This is a genomic window from Mucilaginibacter sp., from assembly GCF_965277465.1.
Classification (GTDB): Bacteria; Bacteroidota; Bacteroidia; order Sphingobacteriales; family Sphingobacteriaceae; genus Mucilaginibacter.
Map to the genome: position 1 here is coordinate 177,001 of NZ_CBDICW010000002.1, position 19,233 is coordinate 196,233.

At 40.6% G+C, this 19,233-nt stretch carries 15 protein-coding genes and 1 tRNA gene; 11 read left to right on the forward strand and 5 right to left on the reverse strand.

What is annotated here, in order from left to right:
* Nucleotides 1–76: 76 nt before the first annotated feature.
* The 3 genes from ACQY4U_RS13040 to ACQY4U_RS13050 all read right to left on the reverse strand — a co-directional run bounded on the left by ACQY4U_RS13040 (nt 77) and on the right by ACQY4U_RS13050 (nt 3,122).
* A complete protein-coding gene (locus tag ACQY4U_RS13040) occupies nt 77–1,408 on the reverse strand; it encodes a serine hydrolase domain-containing protein (protein WP_428329882.1) in 1,332 nt (443 codons plus the stop codon).
* 73 nt (nt 1,409–1,481) lie between these two features.
* On the reverse strand, nt 1,482–2,195 hold the full coding sequence (locus ACQY4U_RS13045; protein WP_428329883.1) for an SIP domain-containing protein: 714 nt from the start codon (nt 2,193–2,195) through the stop codon (nt 1,482–1,484).
* A gap of 75 nt (nt 2,196–2,270) precedes the next feature.
* Complete coding sequence (locus ACQY4U_RS13050; RefSeq protein WP_428329884.1) at nt 2,271–3,122, reverse strand: helix-turn-helix domain-containing protein; 852 nt, start codon at nt 3,120–3,122, stop codon at nt 2,271–2,273.
* A gap of 123 nt (nt 3,123–3,245) precedes the next feature.
* Here ACQY4U_RS13050 and ACQY4U_RS13055 point away from each other — a divergent pair, with 123 nt between their 5' ends.
* Both ACQY4U_RS13055 and ACQY4U_RS13060 read left to right on the forward strand, forming a co-directional pair.
* A complete protein-coding gene (locus tag ACQY4U_RS13055) occupies nt 3,246–3,809 on the forward strand; it encodes an arylesterase (protein WP_428329885.1) in 564 nt (187 codons plus the stop codon).
* Nucleotides 3,810–4,066: 257 nt separating this feature from the next.
* Nucleotides 4,067–6,373, forward strand: coding sequence for an ATP-binding protein (locus ACQY4U_RS13060; RefSeq protein WP_428329886.1), 2,307 nt, complete (start codon nt 4,067–4,069; stop codon nt 6,371–6,373).
* A 15-nt stretch (nt 6,374–6,388) separates the two neighbouring features.
* Here ACQY4U_RS13060 and ACQY4U_RS13065 read toward each other — a convergent pair whose 3' ends face one another.
* Entirely contained in the window at nt 6,389–6,997 is a 609-nt protein-coding gene (locus ACQY4U_RS13065) for an alpha-ketoglutarate-dependent dioxygenase AlkB family protein (protein WP_428329887.1), read from the reverse strand.
* 202 nt (nt 6,998–7,199) lie between these two features.
* Here ACQY4U_RS13065 and ACQY4U_RS13070 point away from each other — a divergent pair, with 202 nt between their 5' ends.
* Entirely contained in the window at nt 7,200–7,385 is a 186-nt protein-coding gene (locus ACQY4U_RS13070; protein ID WP_428329888.1) for a hypothetical protein, read from the forward strand.
* A 365-nt stretch (nt 7,386–7,750) separates the two neighbouring features.
* Nucleotides 7,751–9,217 (forward strand): glycoside hydrolase family 30 protein, encoded by a 1,467-nt coding sequence (locus ACQY4U_RS13075; protein ID WP_428329889.1) that lies wholly within the window; start codon nt 7,751–7,753, stop codon nt 9,215–9,217.
* A 269-nt stretch (nt 9,218–9,486) separates the two neighbouring features.
* Here ACQY4U_RS13075 and ACQY4U_RS13080 read toward each other — a convergent pair whose 3' ends face one another.
* Nucleotides 9,487–12,147 carry an outer membrane beta-barrel protein gene (locus tag ACQY4U_RS13080; RefSeq protein WP_428329890.1) on the reverse strand — a complete coding sequence of 887 codons (2,661 nt, stop codon included), beginning with the start codon at nt 12,145–12,147 and terminating at the stop codon, nt 9,487–9,489.
* A gap of 215 nt (nt 12,148–12,362) precedes the next feature.
* On the opposite strand from ACQY4U_RS13080, the gene ACQY4U_RS13085 reads away from it, so the two are divergent.
* The 7 genes from ACQY4U_RS13085 to ACQY4U_RS13115 all read left to right on the forward strand — a co-directional run bounded on the left by ACQY4U_RS13085 (nt 12,363) and on the right by ACQY4U_RS13115 (nt 19,226).
* On the forward strand, nt 12,363–12,914 hold the full coding sequence (locus ACQY4U_RS13085) for a hypothetical protein (RefSeq protein ID WP_428329891.1): 552 nt from the start codon (nt 12,363–12,365) through the stop codon (nt 12,912–12,914).
* 85 nt (nt 12,915–12,999) lie between these two features.
* A complete protein-coding gene (locus ACQY4U_RS13090; RefSeq protein ID WP_428329892.1) occupies nt 13,000–13,956 on the forward strand; it encodes an acetyl-CoA carboxylase carboxyltransferase subunit alpha in 957 nt (318 codons plus the stop codon).
* Nucleotides 13,957–14,087: 131 nt separating this feature from the next.
* Nucleotides 14,088–14,158: transfer RNA gene (locus ACQY4U_RS13095), tRNA-Gln, on the forward strand.
* 160 nt (nt 14,159–14,318) lie between these two features.
* Nucleotides 14,319–15,263 carry a ribose-phosphate pyrophosphokinase gene (locus tag ACQY4U_RS13100; RefSeq protein ID WP_428329893.1) on the forward strand — a complete coding sequence of 315 codons (945 nt, stop codon included), beginning with the start codon at nt 14,319–14,321 and terminating at the stop codon, nt 15,261–15,263.
* Nucleotides 15,264–15,370: 107 nt separating this feature from the next.
* The gene (locus tag ACQY4U_RS13105) at nt 15,371–15,955 is read left to right on the forward strand and encodes a 50S ribosomal protein L25/general stress protein Ctc (RefSeq protein ID WP_428329894.1); all 585 of its coding nucleotides are present in this window, start codon (nt 15,371–15,373) and stop codon (nt 15,953–15,955) included.
* 162 nt (nt 15,956–16,117) lie between these two features.
* Complete coding sequence (pth, locus tag ACQY4U_RS13110) at nt 16,118–16,678, forward strand: aminoacyl-tRNA hydrolase (RefSeq protein ID WP_428329895.1); 561 nt, start codon at nt 16,118–16,120, stop codon at nt 16,676–16,678.
* Nucleotides 16,679–16,778: 100 nt separating this feature from the next.
* On the forward strand, nt 16,779–19,226 hold the full coding sequence (locus ACQY4U_RS13115; protein ID WP_428329896.1) for a TonB-dependent receptor domain-containing protein: 2,448 nt from the start codon (nt 16,779–16,781) through the stop codon (nt 19,224–19,226).
* The last annotated feature ends 7 nt before the right edge of the window (nt 19,227–19,233 follow it).

Genomic DNA, 19,233 nt, shown 5'->3' on the forward strand with positions numbered 1-19,233 from the left:
TTAATAAAGAAAAACCCGGCCGCAAGGCAAATGGGGGGAAGCGGACAACTGAGAATGTCCGCTTTTTTTATGCCTGTTAATTATCCCTGGTAAATAAATAGTTTTGCCCGTTTTGTGCAAGGTTAAATGTTTTTTTAGCAGGATCAAACAGCATAACTATATTGGCCGCCCTGAAAATGAATTTGTTGGTATCAGTAGCTTCCAGTTCAAGCGGCCCCTGCCCGGTGGCTTGTGCAATTAAAGTAGTATTGTTTTTGGTTACCGCAATTTTTAAAGGGATCTGGCTGCTTGAATAGTTGCCGAGGTATTTATCCAGATCTTCTGTTTTTAGCTGGATGTTTTTAAATTCAGGAATATTATACGGCATGTTAAAGTAAATAGTCAGCGCACCTATCAATACATCATTTGTTGAAAACGTGCGTCCGTTTGATAAATACGATATCGCTATCTTATCCTCCGGAAAATAAATTAACAATGAGGAGAACGCATCAATACCACCGTTATGTCCAAATCCTTTTTTAGCATAAAATGGTATTGCAAATATGGCTTTACCATAACCATCCTTTATGGTTTTCATGCTGTCAAGGCTGCTTTTGCTTATCAGCTTGCCGGCAAAAAGGGCTTCAATAAAATGATCAAGATCTGCCGGTGTCGAAACGATGGCTCCTGCGCCGCCGGGTATGCTCATATCAGTTTCTGGCTCAGCCTTCCATAATTCTTTAAAAGTAAAAGAGCGCGCCTCGTTTTTGGCAATGTTTGCCGGCCCACCATAATAGGTATCTCTTAAGCCAATTTTTGAAGTGATGCGTTTTTTTAATTCTTCGGCATAAGGCTTCCCTGTTATTTTTTCAACAATATAGCCCAGCAAAACAAAATTGGTATTGCTGTATTCAGCTTTGGTGCCAGGCTCAAAATCCGAATGTTGTTTTTCAATAATGGCAAGCATTTCGGCCTCGGTTTTAGGCTGGCCCTTATAGGTGTTGTACTTAAAATCGCTTGTAAAGTTATGTAGCCCACTGCGGTGGTGCAGCATTTGCCCAATAGTAATTTTTGCAGCATTAGGCACCTGCGGATAATAAGTTGATAGCGGCGTGGTAAAATTAAGCTTACCTTCCTCAATCAACTCAAATATCATGGTGCCGGTAAACATTTTGGTAATTGAGCCTATGCGGTATTTGGTTTTTATGGTTGATGGTGTTTTTACATCTCCATTAATACCACTATAGCCAATTGCTTTTTGATATACCAGTACCCCATTGCTTGATATAGCAATGCTACCCATACTTTTATTGTTGGTGCTTAGGGCATAAAAAAAGCTGTCTAATTTGGCTTTGTTTAATTGCTGGGCGTTTGCTGCATAGCTAAGGCTTATAGCAAGCAATAAAGCAATGGCTGTTCTTTTTATCATGGTGGTTTTAAGTTGGTGATATAAAGATAAGCTTATCAGGCTAATTATCAGCAGCGATCAAGCCAGCACAAAATTACGACCAAAATCCCTGCGCCTTTATCTGACCCGATGCATAGCCCTGCTGCCGCAGCATTTTACGCAGCTGTATAACCATGGTATCATTACCGGTTACATAAAAAACAGTATTGTCTAAGGTGTATTGCTGCTCAATAACCCATTGTATCAGGCTGTGGTGCCCATAAATATCATTACGCGCAATGGCCTGCAATGGCGAACGGAAGTATTCGCGGAATAAGCCCCGGTGCTGTTCATCAGCCATTAATATAGCGCCCGAAAAACGGGTTGCGGGTAATACCATTTGCTGTAAGGCCAGTAAGTGCCCAAGGCTGCTCTCATCGCCAAGGGCAATAATGGCGGGTGTACCAACGGGTGCCTGGTGCGTGGGTTTAATTTTAAGGTAGTTAATAGCATCGCCTTTTTTAAGCTGCTGTGCCCATTCGCTACCGGGGCCTTTGTGTGCGGCATCAATAAATAAACTACAGGTACGTGTTTCAGCATCCCAGCACGATGGGGTGTAATCGCGGTAGGTAAAGTCGTTAACTTTAATTTTTATGTAAGGTACATCCGTCCATTGCGCTATATCGGCAAAAGGCAGGTGCAGGTCTATTTCAATCATGGTGCAAGGCTCCCATTTGCGCACCTCCAATACGCTGCCGCTAAGCAGCAGCTGGTTTTCAAACAGGCGGGAGGCTTTCTTTTTTATTTTATCAATAGTGGATGTTTCCATGTGATATGTTTTGATACTACAAAGAAACGGGCCTAAACAAGCTTTTGAAATGGCTGCTTTGGGGTAATGATTGGACTATTTACGGTAATTGCCCCGGAATATTAAAGGTGTTGTGCCTGTAGACTTTTTAAATAAACGCGAAAAATAAGCATGATCTGTGTAACCTAAATCGTGCGCAATTTCCTTTACATTCAGCAGGCTGTAATACAACAGCCGCTTAGCTTCCAGCATAACTTCATGTAATATCCAGTAGCTTACTGAAAAGCCTGTTACTTTTTTAAGCGCCTCGTTCAGATAAGATTCTGATACATTTAATTTTTCGGCGTATGCCGATGGGCTTTTCAGCGTGCGTACATTCTCTACCAATAGTTTTTTAAACTCCTGCGAAAGCTGTGCAGGGCGGGATGCCTGCTGATTTGATTTATAAACCTGGCTATAACAGCCTGCCACCATCCCTAAAAATGATTGCAGCAGGGAATGAACAATCTGGATAAAAAAGGGACTCAACTCGTCCTCAGTATATTTTTCCCGGAGCAGGTTAAGTGTGGTTTGGCACTGTGCTAATTGTGTAGCCGATAGATAATAGGGTTGCTGCAATAAAAGATGGTTCTCAAATATGTTTCGGTAAGCGGGTGCTACCAGCATGGTATCTACCGCTAAAAACCAACCTCCCGAGCCTTCGTTACGGATACGGTGGTGTACCTGGCCCGGCAGTATATAATAAAGCACATTGCTGTTAAATATCACCTCCCTGAAATCGATCATCAGCGAGGCTGTTCCTTCTTCCATTAAAAAAAACAGGTAATGGTCATCGCGGTGTGCGCCAAGTGTTTCAATATCCTTTGGGGTTTCGCCCTGCACGAATTGTTTTATTTCAAGACCCAACTTTTGCCTGTCTCTTAACTGGTGAACCGGAATATCCTTCATATTTACAGGCTAAATTAAAAGATGAGGGATTTAACGATCATCTGTTTTTAAATTTTCACGGTAAAGCAAAACAAAAAAATCAATTTTATCCACACATAAATGTTAAATTAAGGTTCAGCTATTATGCAGCAAATTTTATTTTTTGGCGATAGCCTTACCGCCGGTTACGGACTAAGGAACACCGCGGCAGAATCTTTCCCGGCACTAATCGGTCAAAAAATAACTGATGAAAAACTAAATTATAGTATTATTAACGCAGGCTTAAGTGGCGATACTTCAGCCGGGGGCTTAAGGCGGATAGATTATTGGCTAAGCCAGCCCATCAGCATATTTGTGCTGGAGTTGGGTATTAATGATATTATCCGCGGTATTGCGCCGCAAACAACGCTTAACAATTTGCAGGCAATAATTGATAAGGTAAAGGCAAAGTATCCGGGAGTAAAATTTGCCCTGATGGGGATGCAGATACCTGCCTTTATAAATGCCACTGCAGCCAAACAGTTTGGTGATATTTATACCACGCTGGCAAATAATAACCAAATGGCGCTGGTCCCATTCTTTTTAGATGGGGTAGCCGGAAAGCCTCATCTTAATCTTCCCGACAAACTGCACCCATCTGCCGAAGGCTATAAAATAATAGCGGCTAATGTATGGCCTGTTATCCAAAAGTTAATAAGCAATAACTAATTAATTAGCTGTTAATAAAATTCAATATTCCCACAGGGTGTTTTTCACCCAAAAAAAGGGTGTTTTAACGGTTTGCTTTTTTAAATTTTATTATTATTATTGTGTAATGCTTTATCTGGGGCATACAATTTTGGCAGTTTGCTAATTAATTATAGATTAAAACAACCGGTTAACCGATTGGTTGTGCGATAAGTTTAAGAGTCAGGGCGTTCATGTTTTATTTACTCTCAAATAAGTTTGAGGGTTAATTATTTGGTATGCGTATATCTGAAAATTATTTATTGCAGACTGATCTACAAGCAGGTTACTGGGAGTGGGACATGAAAGGAGAAATACCTTTCAATGATCCCGGCCTTGTTGAAAGATTAGGGTATGACGAGCAGGATTTAAATGGAGGCAATGGCTTGCACAGTAAAATACCTGCCGATGGACTTGAATTGCTGCGCAGCCAGATAAAACGCCATATTGAAAGCCATGCAGAAATACCATTTGCACAGGAGATATGGCTGCTTGACGATAACAGCGATCCGCAATGTTATTTGTTTACCGGAAAAATACTGCAGTGGGGTTTAAACAACGAGCCTCTGTTAATGATGGGTAATTACGTAAACATTACCCGGCAACGTGAATTATTAGGTGAGCTTACCCGCATAAAAGGCTTTTTAAATAAAACCAATCAGGCCGCAATGATTGGATCCTGGGAAATTGATATGGATACCCAAAAAGTGAACTGGACAGCGATTACCAGGAGTATTTTTGGCGTTCCACCTGATTTTGAACCCGAGCGAGGCAACTTTATCCATTTTTTTAAAGAAGAAGATCAGCCTAAGTTACAGGAAGCATTTCATTTAGCGTATACAGAGGGTAAGCCTTATGACCTGGAACTAAAGGTGGTTAATGCCCTCGGCGAAGAGCTTTGGACCCGCACCATTGGGCAGCCGGAGTTTGAGAACGGGCAGTGCAAGCGGGTTTACGGTATATTTCAGGATATTAGCAAGCAGAAGCGTACGGAAGAAAAGCTGCGCATGAAACAGGCCCAGTTAGAAGCTTTTATTGGTGCTGCGCCAGCTGCACTTGCCATGCTCGACAGATCATTTAATTATATAGCCGCCAGCAAGATCTGGATGCGATCATACAATATTGATGTAGCAACCATTATAGGTAAAAATCATCTTGAAGTTTTTCATGAAATATCCGAAGAGTGGAAAGACTATATGAGGCGTTGCCTCAACGGCGAATCATTTAAAATGGAGGAAGACCCTTTTACCAGGCGCGATGGTAAAATAGAATGGCTGCGCTGGGAGATAAAACCCTGGTACGAGGCACCGGGGCAGGTTGGCGGGATAATTTTATTTACTGACCTTATTACCGAAAAGATAATGGCCCGCAAGGAGCTGATAAAGGCAAAAGAAGATGCAGAGATTGCCCTGCTTGCCAAATCAAGATTTTTATCGGTAATGAGCCACGAGATTCGCACGCCGATGAATGCGGTAATTGGCTTTTGTAATCTGCTGATGGAAAACCCGCGCGAGGATCAGCAGGAATATCTGCGGCTGTTAAAGTTTTCGGCAGATAACCTGATGGTCATTATCAATGATATTTTAAACCTCAGCAAAATTGAGGAGGGGATGGTTAATTTAGAATCTGTTGATTTTAATCTGAAGGAACTGCTTGAAAATATTTATACCATCAACAAGCAGGTGGTTAATGATAAAAAAATAGGCCTAACACTCAACTATGCACCATCATTACCACTATTTATAAAAGGCGATGTTGTGAGGCTTGGGCAGATTATTACCAATTTGGTTAATAATGCCATTAAGTTTACTTCGGCAGGTGGGGTTACCATAAGTATAGATGAGGCCGGGCAGGATGCGGATAACGTTAGTATTAAGTTTGAAATAAAAGATACAGGAATAGGTATCCCTGCAGATAAGCAGGATTATGTTTTTGAAATATTTACCCAGGCAAGCTCAGAAACCACCCGCAAATTTGGCGGTATAGGCTTAGGGCTGGCCATTTGCCGCAAGCTGGTTAATTTAATGGGTGGAAAGATCAATATTGAAAGCCGGGAGTGGGAAGGATCGGCGTTTTCTTTTATTTTAAAATTTAAAAAAGGTAACATCAAACAAGTGGATACATCAGGGAAACTGGATTACAAAACTTCAACGGCACTAAACGGAGTAAGGCTTTTATTGGCCGAAGATAACCCTGTAAACGTATTAGTTGTTAAGCGTTATTTACAGCAATGGGGAGTAGAATGCGATGTAGCAGAAAATGGCGAAATGGCCCTGCAAATGTTTCCATCAAAAAAATATGATATGGTGTTGATGGATCTGCAGATGCCGGTAATGGATGGTTATGAGGCATCGAAAAAAATAAGGCTTATGCCCGGTAATGAGCAGGCCATGATCCCTATTGTTGCCATAACAGCATCATTGGTGGGTGATATTTGGGAATCAATAGTTGAAAGCGGCATGAATGATTACCTGTGCAAGCCCTTTAAACCCAGCGAACTACACGATATTATAAAAAAATATACAATAGACAGCGTGTTGGGGTAATTGCCCGGGGTTAAACTATTTGCTGATTATCCTGAAAGTTAAATTAACCCGCTCTTTTAATTGTTTGGTTGATTTTGCTACCCGGTGCTCCCAGTTATGCTGCAAATCGCCTTTCATTAACAGCAGCGAGCCGTTTTCCAGCTCAACCGAATATTTACTTTGATGGTCCGCCTTTTTCCGAACATCAAAGCGGCGGGTTTGGCCAAAGCTAACCGATGCTATGATAGGCTTTATTCCTAATTCGTATTCATCATCACTATGCCAGGCAACCGAGTCGTTACCATCGCGATAATAGTTTAATAGTACACTGTTAAACCGGGTAGCTGCAACTTTTTCAACAGTTTCTTTAATTTCTAATAATTCATCTGTCCACGGTATAGGGTCAAATTTAGTTCCCGAAAATGTGTAATCGCTCCCCTTATCGCCATACCATGCTGTTAGCCTTGGCGTTGCCACCTGTTTACCATACATGCTGATTATTTGCTGCTGCCAGGGTACAGTGGTTATAAATGTTTTCATCAGCGCAATACTTTGCTTTGCGTCAAATACAGCAGCGTAATAGGTAAGCAGGTCGGCAGGTAATGCTGGCGGTATAGTGTTGCCAAAAAGGTTTAACTGGTCCATTAATGTTTTTTATTGATTACAGTTATATGCTAAACTTGTTTTTCATTGAGCCTGTTTGGTAAAAATACTTTCAATATTCTAATTTGGTTAAAGGATTAGGCCGCTTATTTTTTTGTTAAGGAGAATAATTTAAAGCAAGCAATATTTTTTATTCTTTTTAGAAATCAGACAACCGTAAGTAAAATTTTATCGTAAGTACATTATGGATAAACCATACCTTAGGTGTAAAAAATGCGGTGCAATATTTCACTTCCCCATTAAATCGGGCTGGTTTTTTGGCGGCGTATTATCCTTTTTGCCAATAAAAATATACTTCTGCGCTAAGTGCAACAAATCACGCTATTTATGGCTCACTGATGATGAAGCCGAAAAATATGACCGCGTTTAACTCCGCATGCTATCTTTTACAAATAATTCCAATTGCCTTGCTGCAATTATTATTAAAAAATTCCGGATAGTATAATATCCGTTTTTTGAAATTGAGGCTATTGATTATTAAATGCTGCCTTAATTTTAAAATGATGCTTAAACGCATCAAAAGTAAAACTTGAAATTTATTAAGTATACCGAATAGGTTGATAATGAGATTTATTGATCAGTAGTTTATTGGTATTAAAGCGTATCATTTAATTAGCAAGCAGTTAAAAATCAATTATTTAATAAGCTGCAGGTGTTTAAAATCTGATTATCTTTAATAGATTTGGCTATTATAAACCAGCCATAAGCACCAATAATATATTTATTAAATTAATTATGAAAATAAGATCAATTTCTACGCGCCTTATTTTTGCTGCAATTATTCTTTTTGCCGTTAAAAATGCGGATGCTCAAAAGGCTGCCCCATACTCGGCAGCAAATAAAACGGTAAAAGTATATGTTACCGCCAAAAACACCGAGAATAAGCTAACACAAACAGAAACACTTAAGTTTACTGACCATCCGCAGCCTGTTGAAACCGAACTATCGGTTTTTGTTGATCCTTCAAAAACCTTTCAAACCATGTTAGGTATAGGTGCCGCCCTTACCGATGCATCTGCCGAAACTTTTTATAAGCTGCCAAAGGATAAGCAAAAGGAATTTATGACCGCCTATTTTGATAAGGATAAAGGCATTGGTTATACACTGGCCCGTACCCATATCCAGAGCTGCGATTTTTCGAGCGCCAGCTATAGTTACGTTAAGGATGGCGATATGGCCCTTAAAACTTTTGATGTTAGCCACGATAAAAAATACCGCATCCCATTTATAAAAGAAGCAATGGCAACAGCAGGCGGCAAACTAACGTTGTTTGTTACCCCCTGGAGCCCGCCGGGATGGATGAAAACCAATGGCGATGTATTGCATGGTGGTAAACTTAAACATGAGTACGATCAAAGCTGGGCAAACTTTTATGTTAAGTTTATAAAAACCTACGAGAAATTAGGCATGCCTATCTGGGGCTTATCGGTACAGAATGAACCAATGGCCACCCAATCATGGGAATCATGCCTGTATACTGCTGAGGATGAACGCGATTTTATCAAAAACTTTTTAGGTCCCACATTATACAAATCAGGCCTGTCGGGCAAAAAGCTATTTGTTTGGGATCATAACCGCGATTTAATTTATCAGCGTGCCAGCACCATTTTAGAAGATCCGGAAGCTGCCAAATATGTTTGGGGTGTAGGTTTCCACTGGTACGAAACCTGGACTGGTGCCGGAATGGATTTTGAAAGCACCAGGCGCGTTGCCGAAGCTTTCCCGGGTAAGCACCTGATATTTACCGAAGGCTGTGTAGAGAAATTTGATTTCGACAAACTGCATGACTGGGCTTTGGGAGAAAGATATGGTCTTTCAATGATCAATGATTTTAATGCAGGCACCGTTGGCTGGACCGACTGGAACATCCTGCTTGATGAAAAAGGCGGTCCAAACCACGTAGGCAACTTTTGCTTTGCACCCGTACATGCCGATTTAAGGAACGGTACACTGATTTATACCAACTCATACTATTACCTTGGGCATTTCTCAAAATTTATACAGCCCGGTGCTAAACGTATAGCCTGTGTAGCCAGTCGTGATAAGTTATTAACTACCGCATATATCAACCCAAATGGCCAACTTGCCGTTGTAGTAATGAATAAAACCGACGATAATATTGATTATAGTTTATGGATAAAAGGTAAAGCTGCCAAAACAACCAGCCTGGCCCACTCAATAGCTACTTTGGTAGTTGAGTAATAACTATTGATGATACTTAGGCCCTGTAAAGTATACTTGCTTTACAGGGCTTTTTTGTTTTTTATGGTAAATGATCCGGTTGGCCTGTCATGCTGAGGCTCTCGAAGCATACGGGCAAAGGCCTCTGTGCTTATCCTTTTCGTCAGGAAGGGAAGTGTTGTATAGGTTGTCATGGTTCGAGTACCAAGATGACAGCAATCTTAAAAACAAGAAATCATTTTCAAACGAAACATGTAGTATCTTAAATATAAAATATACAATGCCTCAAACTAATTCCCGAATGATTTAAAGTGATAGATATAAGTTAACAGGAAGTAGCGTTTTAATAGCTGGTTCTGAATATCATTAACCGTGTTCTCTGATGCGTAATGGTAGGAGCTTACACTTTGATTTAGCAGATCGTAACAGCTAAGCCTGAGTTCGCCTTTGTCTTTACTTTGTATGCGCCGGGTTATTGAAAGGCTTAATATGTTCGAGTTTTTTTGGAAACCCGGCGCCACCAGTGGGTTGTACTTATACGCATAATCAATATCCCAAACAAACTTTTGCGGTAAAAACAGGTCAACGCCAAGCTCTGCTTTTTGGCTGGTATAGCTGGTGCTTTTATAGTCAACCTGCTGATATTTGGTAATAGCCGTATTAATGCTGTACCCGGGTCTTAGCTCAAATATATCATTCCAGTTGGCTGTAAAATATTCTGATAGCGTTAAAGCCTTGGTATTCTGATAGCCGCTTTGCTGGTTCACCTCAAAAAAATTATGCCCCATTATCGCATTAACATAGCTTTGGGTTGAGATCTGCCATTTATTTTGCTTTTTAAATGTTTTACCAATATTGCCGTTCACGCTGGCGGTAAAGCGCCCGTTACGGTTTATCGGGGTAGTAACCTCGGCACCTTCGGCAGTAACCATTCGCTCCCTCACTACGGTATTACTTTCAATCGTAACAACCGACGAGAAATTCATATATAACTGGTTTTGAAATATGTAGTTATTGTAATTTATCCCGAAATTTTGCAGTCTGGTGGGTTTAAGGTTAGGATTGCCAATAAAACTAAACAGCGGGCTGTAAACTATGGTAATGGGTTGCAGATCATTAATACCGGGTTGCCTAACATCGGCGCTATAGCTAAGGTTTACTTTTGATAGGTGCAGCTCGGCAGTAGGTAGCAGGTAAACAAAGTGCTGATTTAAATCATTAGTATAGCTGTTAAAGTGGTTACTGATCTGTTGCAGTTGTGTGGCTAAACCTAATTTAAAAGAAATTTTATCTGTAAAATCATACTTTAATTCGGGCTGAATGGTTTGCTGCCATTGGTCGCGGATCAGGTTGCTGCTTTGATCCTGCAAATAAATGGTGTATAAACCTGTTTTGGGGTCTTGGTCGTAAGTAAGCAGGTCGCCGGCATTACGGTCGTGCAGGCCGGTAACCGTAAAATTTGCTGATAGCTTTTTGGTGATGGGCAGGTGATAACCCACACTCAAATTTACGCTGGTTTGCCTGTTGGTGTTTTTTGATGACCGCCTTAACGTATCAGACTGTAGCGCTGCTACGTAGGATAGCAGATCGTTAGCACTAATATCATGGCTGTTTTCCGGGTGAACGGATAATACGTTGGTGATATTCAGCGATGCGCCATCCTTAGTTAACCTGCGGTAATAATTTAAATTATGTTGGTACTGGAAGCTGTTGCTATTGCCATGGTCGGCATTTACAGCTGTATTTAACAGTGGTACAAAGGTATTTGAGCTGATGCTGCTGCCTGTGTTTTGATTGCTGTTATAGCTATAACTAAGATCGGGGTTAAATTTAAGCGTAGTAACCGAGTCAATTTTCCACTCTGTTTGTATATGCATGCCCTGGTTATTTGAGCTTTGGTGCTGTATACTGGTTGAGAAGGTATTAAAAGTAGTATCACTTATAAATTGCTGCCTTTTTGAGGTCGAATTGTTATTGGTAACATTGTCATTAAACTCATAGTTGATGTTTAGTTTTATTTTTTTGCCCAGGTTTTTGTTAAAATTAAGTGAGCCGATGGTCATAGTACTGATCCCGCTGCCCCCGCCAAAACCAGACATGCGGACACCGGAGTTTACAAAATCCGTTCCGCTTAAATTATTGCTGTTTATGTTGCCACTTATCTGCAGATCATCCTGAAACTTGCTGAAGAATCCCCTTGCATCGTACCTGTCCTGCGTGCCTGCGCCTGCACCAACGTTGCTTAAAATGCTCTTTTTAAAGGCCTTTTTAAACTTCAGGTTAATGATCTTTTTAACCTCGTAGTCGGGCACCAAATGGTCGGGGTCATTTTCACGGTCATCATAAACCTGCACTTTTGCTATCATATCAGCATCCAGGTTTTTGGTAGCTATTTTGGGGTCATTAATAAAAAAGTCTTTCCCATCAACCTTTATCTTTGATATATCTTTTCCGTTAACGGTGATATGCCCATCAAGGTCAATCTGTACGCCGGGCAGTTTTTTTAACAGATCCTCAACCACGGCATTGGGCCGGGTTTTAAAAGCTTCGGCATCAAACTCAATCGTATCTTTTTTTATGATGACGGGCACGCGCTCGCCTTTTACAATCACTTCCTTCAGCAGCTTTGCCGAAAGATACAGGTTGCCCAGGTCAATAACCGGGTTCTTTTTAAAGTTAAGGGTAATGCGTAAATTTTGATAGGCAACATGCGAGATCAGTAACCGTGAGGGTTCCTCGTGCAGGTTTCGTAAGGTAAATGCCCCGTTCTTATCTGTAATGGTATAAGAAACCAATGCAGAATCCCTTAGTTTTAAAACGGATATGGTGGCAAAGGGGATAGGTTTTTTATCTAATGAATCTAAAAGAACAGCTTTTACAACGCCATGATTTTGCGCTTTAGCGGTAATGAAAAAAGCCGTAAGCAGTATTAACAGGTATATACGTCGCATTCAAAAAGGTTAGGTGCTTTTGAAACGACAATGTAGCAATATTATTTTCTTGAACTAAACATTTCGTTATTGCAATAGAAAAATTACATAGGAGCTTTACCCGACCTGTTTAGTACTTGTTTTTACAAAAACCACATCTGCATAGTGTGGTTATATTTTTAATTGTTTCCTTTGGGGAAATAAATATTAACCTGCAATTTAGTTAAGAATATTTTATGCTGAAACTATTCCCATTATTAGCACTCCTGATTTTTTCTGTAAATGTTAAGGCGCAAAAGCCGGATAGCGTGGTTATAAAAAAATCAACTGTAAAAACGTTAACCGACGAGCAGTATACTGCCCTTTTTAATGGCGAGGATACCTATGGCATGGCTAAAGCAGCAGAATTAAACCATTACCCGCTGCCTCAAAAGGCCCTTAAATACAAAAAGGAACTGGATCTTAGCCCTATCCAGGTGGCTAAATTAACGGCTTTGGAAAAGGAATTTGAGCGTAAAAAATTAGAAATGGGCCAAACCATAATCCATAATGAACGGACGCTTGATAGTATTTTTAAGTATAATAGAGTTGATAACGGTTCGCTTATATTTTATACAAACCGCTACGGTTTATACCAGGGCGAACTTAGAAACACCATTTTACAAGCCTGTTTTGCTACTAAATACCTGTTAACACCGCAGCAGGTAAAGAAGATATGGGCATTAGAAAAGGTAATTAACAAAATACCATTTCATTTATTTAATTTAGCGGCCCCTAATTGCGTGTAAAAGCCATTGTTGCGTTTAACATAAATTGGGTTTGAAATTTGATCTATATAAAAGTTCATCTTCACTAACTAAATAGAATTATTTAATGAAAATTACTTTTGATTTTGAAAAGCCGCTTGCCGAGCTGCAATTGCAGATAGACAAGGTGAAGCAGGTTGAAGACAAAAACAAGCTGGATATGTCTGCAACAGTTGCCGAACTGGAGAGCAAGCTGGAAGCAGCCAAACGCGAGATTTATTCCAACCTTACCGGCTGGCAGAAAGTTCAGATCTCCCGCCATCCCGAAAGACCATATTCTTTACAATACCTTGAGCTGATGTGCGATGATTTTATCGAACTGCACGGCGACAGGACAGTTGGTGATGATAAAGCAATAATAGGCGGTTTTGGAACCATAGGCGGCCAAACGGCTATGTTTATTGGCCATCAAAAGGGTCGTAATACCAAGGAGCGTCAATACCGTAATTTTGGTATGCCAAACCCCGAGGGCTACCGCAAAGCCTTAAGGCTGATGAAGCTTGCCGAAAAATTTAACAAACCGGTTATCACGCTGATTGATACCCCAGGAGCATTCCCAGGCCTTGAAGCCGAAGAACGCGGCCAGGGAGAGGCCATTGCCCGTAACCTGTTAGAGATGTCGATACTTAAGGTTCCGGTTATTTGTATTGTGATAGGTGAGGGTGCATCAGGCGGTGCTTTGGGTATTGCCATCGGCGATAAAGTGAGCATGCTTGAAAATTCATGGTATTCGGTTATTTCGCCCGAAAACTGTTCAACTATTCTTTTTAAAACATGGGAGCATAAGGAGCGCGCAGCAGAAATGCTTAAACTAACCTCAACTGATATGTTTAAGAATAAGCTGATAGATGGTGTTATAAAAGAACCACTGGGCGGTGCACATCAGGATCCGGTTGCTATGGCTGCAACGCTTAAAAAGTATCTTTTAAAAGAGCTTAAAGTATTAAAAGAACGCAATATTGATGAGCTGGTTACAGATCGCATCAATAAATTTTGCTCAATGGGTGTTGTGATTGAAGACTAATCACCTATAAATGAGGGCTTATTTTTATTAAAAGTGGGTTAATTCAACTTTTTTAAAAATAGGTTTTGAGAACAAAAAAATCGTCTTATATTTGCATTCCTTTTTGGAATGGATAACAAACCATAGGAGATTGCCTGATAGTATAATGGTAGTACGACGGTTTTTGGTACCGTTTGTCTAGGTTCGAATCCTGGTCGGGCAACAAAATTTTGATTTCGGATTTCAAATGTTCGATTTTGGGTTTATTCCAAAATAAGCTACTGAAATCCGAAATTGTTTTTTTTAAGCTTGCTGGATACTAATAGTGGTTTGTAAATGCGGAAAAAATCCGAAATAACAAGCCCGACTTCCGAAATCAAAAAATGCCATTACAATTTAACCCGGTTAAGTTATTTGCAGGTTCAGGTACTACGGTACTGGCAGCAAATATCGCTGCATCATACGGCCGTGCTTTAGGCGATGTAGCTATTTCGCGTTTCAGCGATGGCGAGTTTCAACCTCACTTTAATGAGTCCGTACGTGGTTGCGATGTTTTTTTGATCCAAAGCACCAATCCGCCAACAGATAACCTGATGGAACTGTTAATGATGACCGATGCCGCACGCCGTGCATCAGCCCATTATGTTACCGCAGTTATCCCGTATTTTGGATTGGCCCGCCAGGACAGGAAAGATAAACCCCGCGTAGCTATCGGTGCTAAAATGGTTGCCAATATTTTGGTAGCTGCAGGTATTAACCGAATCATGACGATGGATTTGCACGCAGCGCAGATACAGGGCTTTTTTGATATCCCGGTTGATCACCTTGATGCATCCATCATATTTGTACCTTATATAAAAAGCCTTAAGCTGGGCAACCTTACCGTTGCATCGCCGGATATGGGCGGCTCATACAGGGCACGCACTTTTGCAAAGTTTTTTAATGCCGAAGTAGTGATTTGCGATAAGCGCCGTAAACGTGCCAATGAAATTGAGGCTATGACACTGATAGGTGATGTAACCGACCAGGATATTGTGCTGATAGATGATATTTGCGATACCGCAGGCACACTGGCAAAAGCAGCAGGCTTAATTATGGAGCGTGGTGCCCGCAGCGTACGTGCTGTTTGTACACATGCACTATTATCAGGCAAGGCGTATGAAACTATCGAAAATTCAGTTTTAACTGAACTGATAGTTACAGATACCATACCGCTTAAACACCAAAGCAGTAAGATAAGGGTGTTAAGCACTGCCGAGCTGTTTGCAAAAGCAATAATGAACGTAAACGAACATGGCTCAATTAGCCAGTTGTTTAAGGTTGATTAAAAAACCTTAAAACAGGTTTAGTAAAATAGAATAAAGATCTCCTTATTTTTTCTTCTCCACTTTGGAGGATGCTTAATGAGGCTAATAATTAAATAAATATATTAAAAATGAAATCAATTGCTATTAGCGGTTCTCCAAGAGAGAACGTAGGGAAAAGAGACGCTAAAGAACTGCGTTACCAAAGCCTGGTACCAGCAGTACTTTACGGTGGGCCAACCCAAACCCACTTTTCAGTGTCCGCAAGTGATTTGAAAGCTGTAGTTTATACTCCGGTTGTTCATTTCATCAACTTAGATATCGCTGGTGTTAAATCACAGGCTATCATTAAAGATCTTCAGTTTCACCCATTAACTGAGCAGATCATTCACGTTGACTTTTTATTGTTAGACGAGAAAAAACCTATCACTATCGAGATCCCGGTTAAATTAACAGGAACTTCTCCAGGTGTTAAAACAGGTGGTAAACTTGTACAAAAATTAAGAAAGTTACGTATCAAAGCTTTACCTAAAGATCATTTAGATGCTATTGAAGTATCTATCGCTACTTTAGAAGTTGGTAAATCAGTTAAGGTATCTGACCTTAATTTTGATAAATTAACTATCACCAATGCTAAAGAAGATACAATTGTTTCTGTAACTACCTCACGTGCATTACGTCAGGCTGAGCAAGAAGCTGCTTCTGGCAAAAAATAATTAAGGTGCTGCCGTTCATTCGGTAATACCAATTATAAAAACAGCGATGAGTTTAGGCTTATCGCTGTTTTTTGTTTACTTTGAAAAATATAATAAGCCCACCGTTAGCCATACTAATGAGATTATTGAATAACAAGGGCTAAAATACTGCGGTTAAAAAAAATGAAATATCTGATAGTTGGTTTAGGAAACATTGGGCCCGAGTATGCCGATACCAGGCATAATATTGGTTTTATGATATTGGATGAATTGGCCAAACAGGAAAACGCCAAGTTCTACAATATGCGCCTGGCCTACTATACCGAAGTTACCCATAAAGCCCGTACACTGTATCTCATAAAGCCAACTACCTATATGAACCTTAGCGGTAAGGCCCTCAACCATTGGATGAAGGAGCTGAAGATCCCTATTGAAAATGTGCTGGTAATAGTTGATGATATTGCGCTGCCCTTCGGTACACTGCGTTTAAAGCCTAAGGGCAGCGCAGCCGGCCACAATGGTTTAAAACATATTGAAGCCACTTTAGGCGATAATAACTATGCCCGTTTACGTTTTGGCGTTGGCGATAACTACCCCAAGGGACGTCAGGTTGATTATGTGCTGGATGGCTTTGATAAAGATGAACTGCCCGAACTCCCCGCCCTTATTGACCGCGCTATTGAGATGGTGAAAAGTTTTGCTGCCATTGGCACCGAACTAACCATGACGCGATTTAATAAGTAAAATACGTGTTACAAAACTAACTATTTAGTTAATTTCAGTTAAATCCTGCCTTTTCTGTGCAACAGGTTTATACCTTCGCGCGTCAATTACCAAAAACTTTATGAGACTACTTTTACTGATAGCTTTTTGCTGTTATTTTCCTGCCGCATTATTGGCCCAAACCACCCCGCAAACGCTAACAGTTAAAGGAATCGCCATTGATTCTGCAACAAATAAACCTTTAGGTTATGCTACCGCAGCCCTTCAGGATGCTAAAACCCAACAATCGGTAAGATCTGGCCTTACCAAAGATGATGGTACCTTTGAGCTGAAAGGTTCATTAGGTAAAACTTACCAGCTAACCATTGCATCAGTGGGTTATAAAAATAAAACTGTAAAAATAACCGGAACAGGCACTGAAATAGATTTGGGCCGCATTATTGTTTCATCATCAAATCATTCGTTAAAAGAAGTTTCCATAACTGCTGTAAGGCCGGTTATGAAACAGGAAGTTGACCGCATTAGCTATGATGTTCAGGCTGACCCGGAGAGCAAGGCATTAACAGCACTGGATATGATGCGTAAAGTTCCATTATTAGCTGTTGATGCTGATGATAACATTAAGCTGAAAGGCAGCGGTAACTATAAGATCCTGATCAACGGAAAAGAGTCTGCACTGGTGGCTAAAAACCCATCGGATGTTTTAAGGGCTATGCCTGCAACCAATATCGAAAAGATTGAGGTGATCACTACGCCACCGGCAAAATATGATGCCGAAGGTTTAGCGGGCATCATCAATATTATCACTAAAAAGAATGCCGACCAGGGTTATAATGCCAATATCAATGGCCGGTATAACAGCATCTGGGGCCCGGGTATCAATGTAAGCTTAAATGTAAAGCAGGGTAAATTCGGCTTGTCTACCTTTATCGGTGGCAATAAGCGAAACACCCACGATTCTAATTTTGAAAACGCGCAAACGTTTAATAACGGAAACTCCATCCTGCAAAATGGCACCGATTTTAACAGAGGTAGTAACTTTTACACCTTTACAGAGCTTAGCTACGAGATTGACAGTTTGAATTTGCTTACAGGTGGTTTCGGTACCTATAAGGGCCATAACGGGCAGGATAATGATCAGTTCTCAAGGTCATTAAACAGTGATGGTTCCATATCGCAGCAATATCGCCAGGCAGCTACGGGTTATAACAACTTTGTAGGGTACGATGCATCGGTTAATTACCAAATGGGCTTTAAAAACAAAAAAGAACGTTTGCTAACCTTGTCCTACAAGTACAACTATTCGCCAAACTCACAGTTAAATGATAATGTGTATTCAGACAGGGTATTTGCTTACCAATCGTCTCTTCCCGATTTTAACCAGTACAACAGCTCGGGCGATAAGGAACACACCATTCAGTTAGATTATACCGAGCCATTTAAAAATATAACCGTTGAGGCCGGGGGTAAAGCCATCATCAGGAATGATTTTAGTAATTTTCAACGCTCAGACCGCGATTCGGCAACTAATGAGTACAATTTAAATCCATTATACACCGATAACTTCAACTATCACCAGGATGTTTACAGCCTGTACAACTCCTACCAGTTAAAGTTTGATAAATGGACAGCCAAAGCAGGTTTACGCCTGGAGCATACCACCATCAATGCCGATTTTACTTCGGCCAATACAAAGGTTCACCAGGATTATAACAACCTTATCCCATCGGTATCCATCCAGCGTACGTTTAAAACCAGCAGCTTTAATTTCGGTTTTACCCAGCGCATTCAGCGCCCGGGCATTACGCAGTTAAACCCTTTTATTGATGATTCTGAACCTAAGTACATTACCACGGGTAACCCTAATTTAAGGCCGGAGCTAAATAACTCTTTTGAGTTTACTTACAGTAATTTTGCAAAAAGCTCATTTAATACAGGGCTTAGCTATGCGTTTTCAAACAACTCTATCCAAAATGTAACCAACCTTGTTGTTAACAGCGCGCAGGATACCTTAACCAAAACAACCTATCAAAATTTAGGGAGCAACCGCACTTTAGGGCTTAACTTTAACACCAATTTTTCAATAACCAAACAAATGACGCTGAGCCTTAACGGGCAGGTATCGCACATTTGGTTAAGGGGAACTTATAACGGCGAGTTCTATAAAAACCAGGGTTACTTAGGTAATGCATTTGGTAGCCTGGGCTATAAGTTTAATAATGGCTACCGCCTGGGCCTTGATGCCGGCTTTTTTAGCGGCGATGTTACCCTGCAAGGTAAATCAAGCAATTTTATATTTAACTCATACGTGCTTACTAAAGAGCTGCTGAGCAAAAAAGCAACCCTATCATTAGTATTAAACAATCCTTACAGCAAATATCACAGCAGTACATCAACTACAAGTACGCCGCAGTTTTACAGGTCATCCATAAATGATAATCCTTACCGCAGTTTTGCTGTTAGATTCAGTTACAGGTTTGGTAAGCTGAACAGCGAGATCAAGAAAAATAAACGCGGCATTAGTAACGATGATACCAAAGGCGGCACCAACAACTCAGGGGGAAATTAATAACTTT

What these genes read in the sequence shown, in the direction of transcription:
- ACQY4U_RS13075 (WP_428329889.1), top strand. Translation starts at nt 7,751, where the DNA reads ATGAAAATAAGATCAATTTCTACGCGCCTTATTTTTGCTGCAATTATT.
- ACQY4U_RS13060 (WP_428329886.1), top strand. Translation starts at nt 4,067, where the DNA reads ATGCGTATATCTGAAAATTATTTATTGCAGACTGATCTACAAGCAGGT.
- ACQY4U_RS13085 (WP_428329891.1), top strand. Translation starts at nt 12,363, where the DNA reads ATGCTGAAACTATTCCCATTATTAGCACTCCTGATTTTTTCTGTAAAT.
- ACQY4U_RS13040 (WP_428329882.1), bottom strand. Translation starts at nt 1,408, where the DNA reads ATGATAAAAAGAACAGCCATTGCTTTATTGCTTGCTATAAGCCTTAGC.
- ACQY4U_RS13050 (WP_428329884.1), bottom strand. Translation starts at nt 3,122, where the DNA reads ATGAAGGATATTCCGGTTCACCAGTTAAGAGACAGGCAAAAGTTGGGT.
- ACQY4U_RS13090 (WP_428329892.1), top strand. Translation starts at nt 13,000, where the DNA reads ATGAAAATTACTTTTGATTTTGAAAAGCCGCTTGCCGAGCTGCAATTG.
- ACQY4U_RS13080 (WP_428329890.1), bottom strand. Translation starts at nt 12,147, where the DNA reads ATGCGACGTATATACCTGTTAATACTGCTTACGGCTTTTTTCATTACC.
- ACQY4U_RS13045 (WP_428329883.1), bottom strand. Translation starts at nt 2,195, where the DNA reads ATGGAAACATCCACTATTGATAAAATAAAAAAGAAAGCCTCCCGCCTG.
- ACQY4U_RS13070 (WP_428329888.1), top strand. Translation starts at nt 7,200, where the DNA reads ATGGATAAACCATACCTTAGGTGTAAAAAATGCGGTGCAATATTTCAC.
- pth (WP_428329895.1), top strand. Translation starts at nt 16,118, where the DNA reads ATGAAATATCTGATAGTTGGTTTAGGAAACATTGGGCCCGAGTATGCC.
- ACQY4U_RS13115 (WP_428329896.1), top strand. Translation starts at nt 16,779, where the DNA reads ATGAGACTACTTTTACTGATAGCTTTTTGCTGTTATTTTCCTGCCGCA.
- ACQY4U_RS13065 (WP_428329887.1), bottom strand. Translation starts at nt 6,997, where the DNA reads ATGGACCAGTTAAACCTTTTTGGCAACACTATACCGCCAGCATTACCT.
- ACQY4U_RS13100 (WP_428329893.1), top strand. Translation starts at nt 14,319, where the DNA reads ATGCCATTACAATTTAACCCGGTTAAGTTATTTGCAGGTTCAGGTACT.
- ACQY4U_RS13055 (WP_428329885.1), top strand. Translation starts at nt 3,246, where the DNA reads ATGCAGCAAATTTTATTTTTTGGCGATAGCCTTACCGCCGGTTACGGA.
- ACQY4U_RS13105 (WP_428329894.1), top strand. Translation starts at nt 15,371, where the DNA reads ATGAAATCAATTGCTATTAGCGGTTCTCCAAGAGAGAACGTAGGGAAA.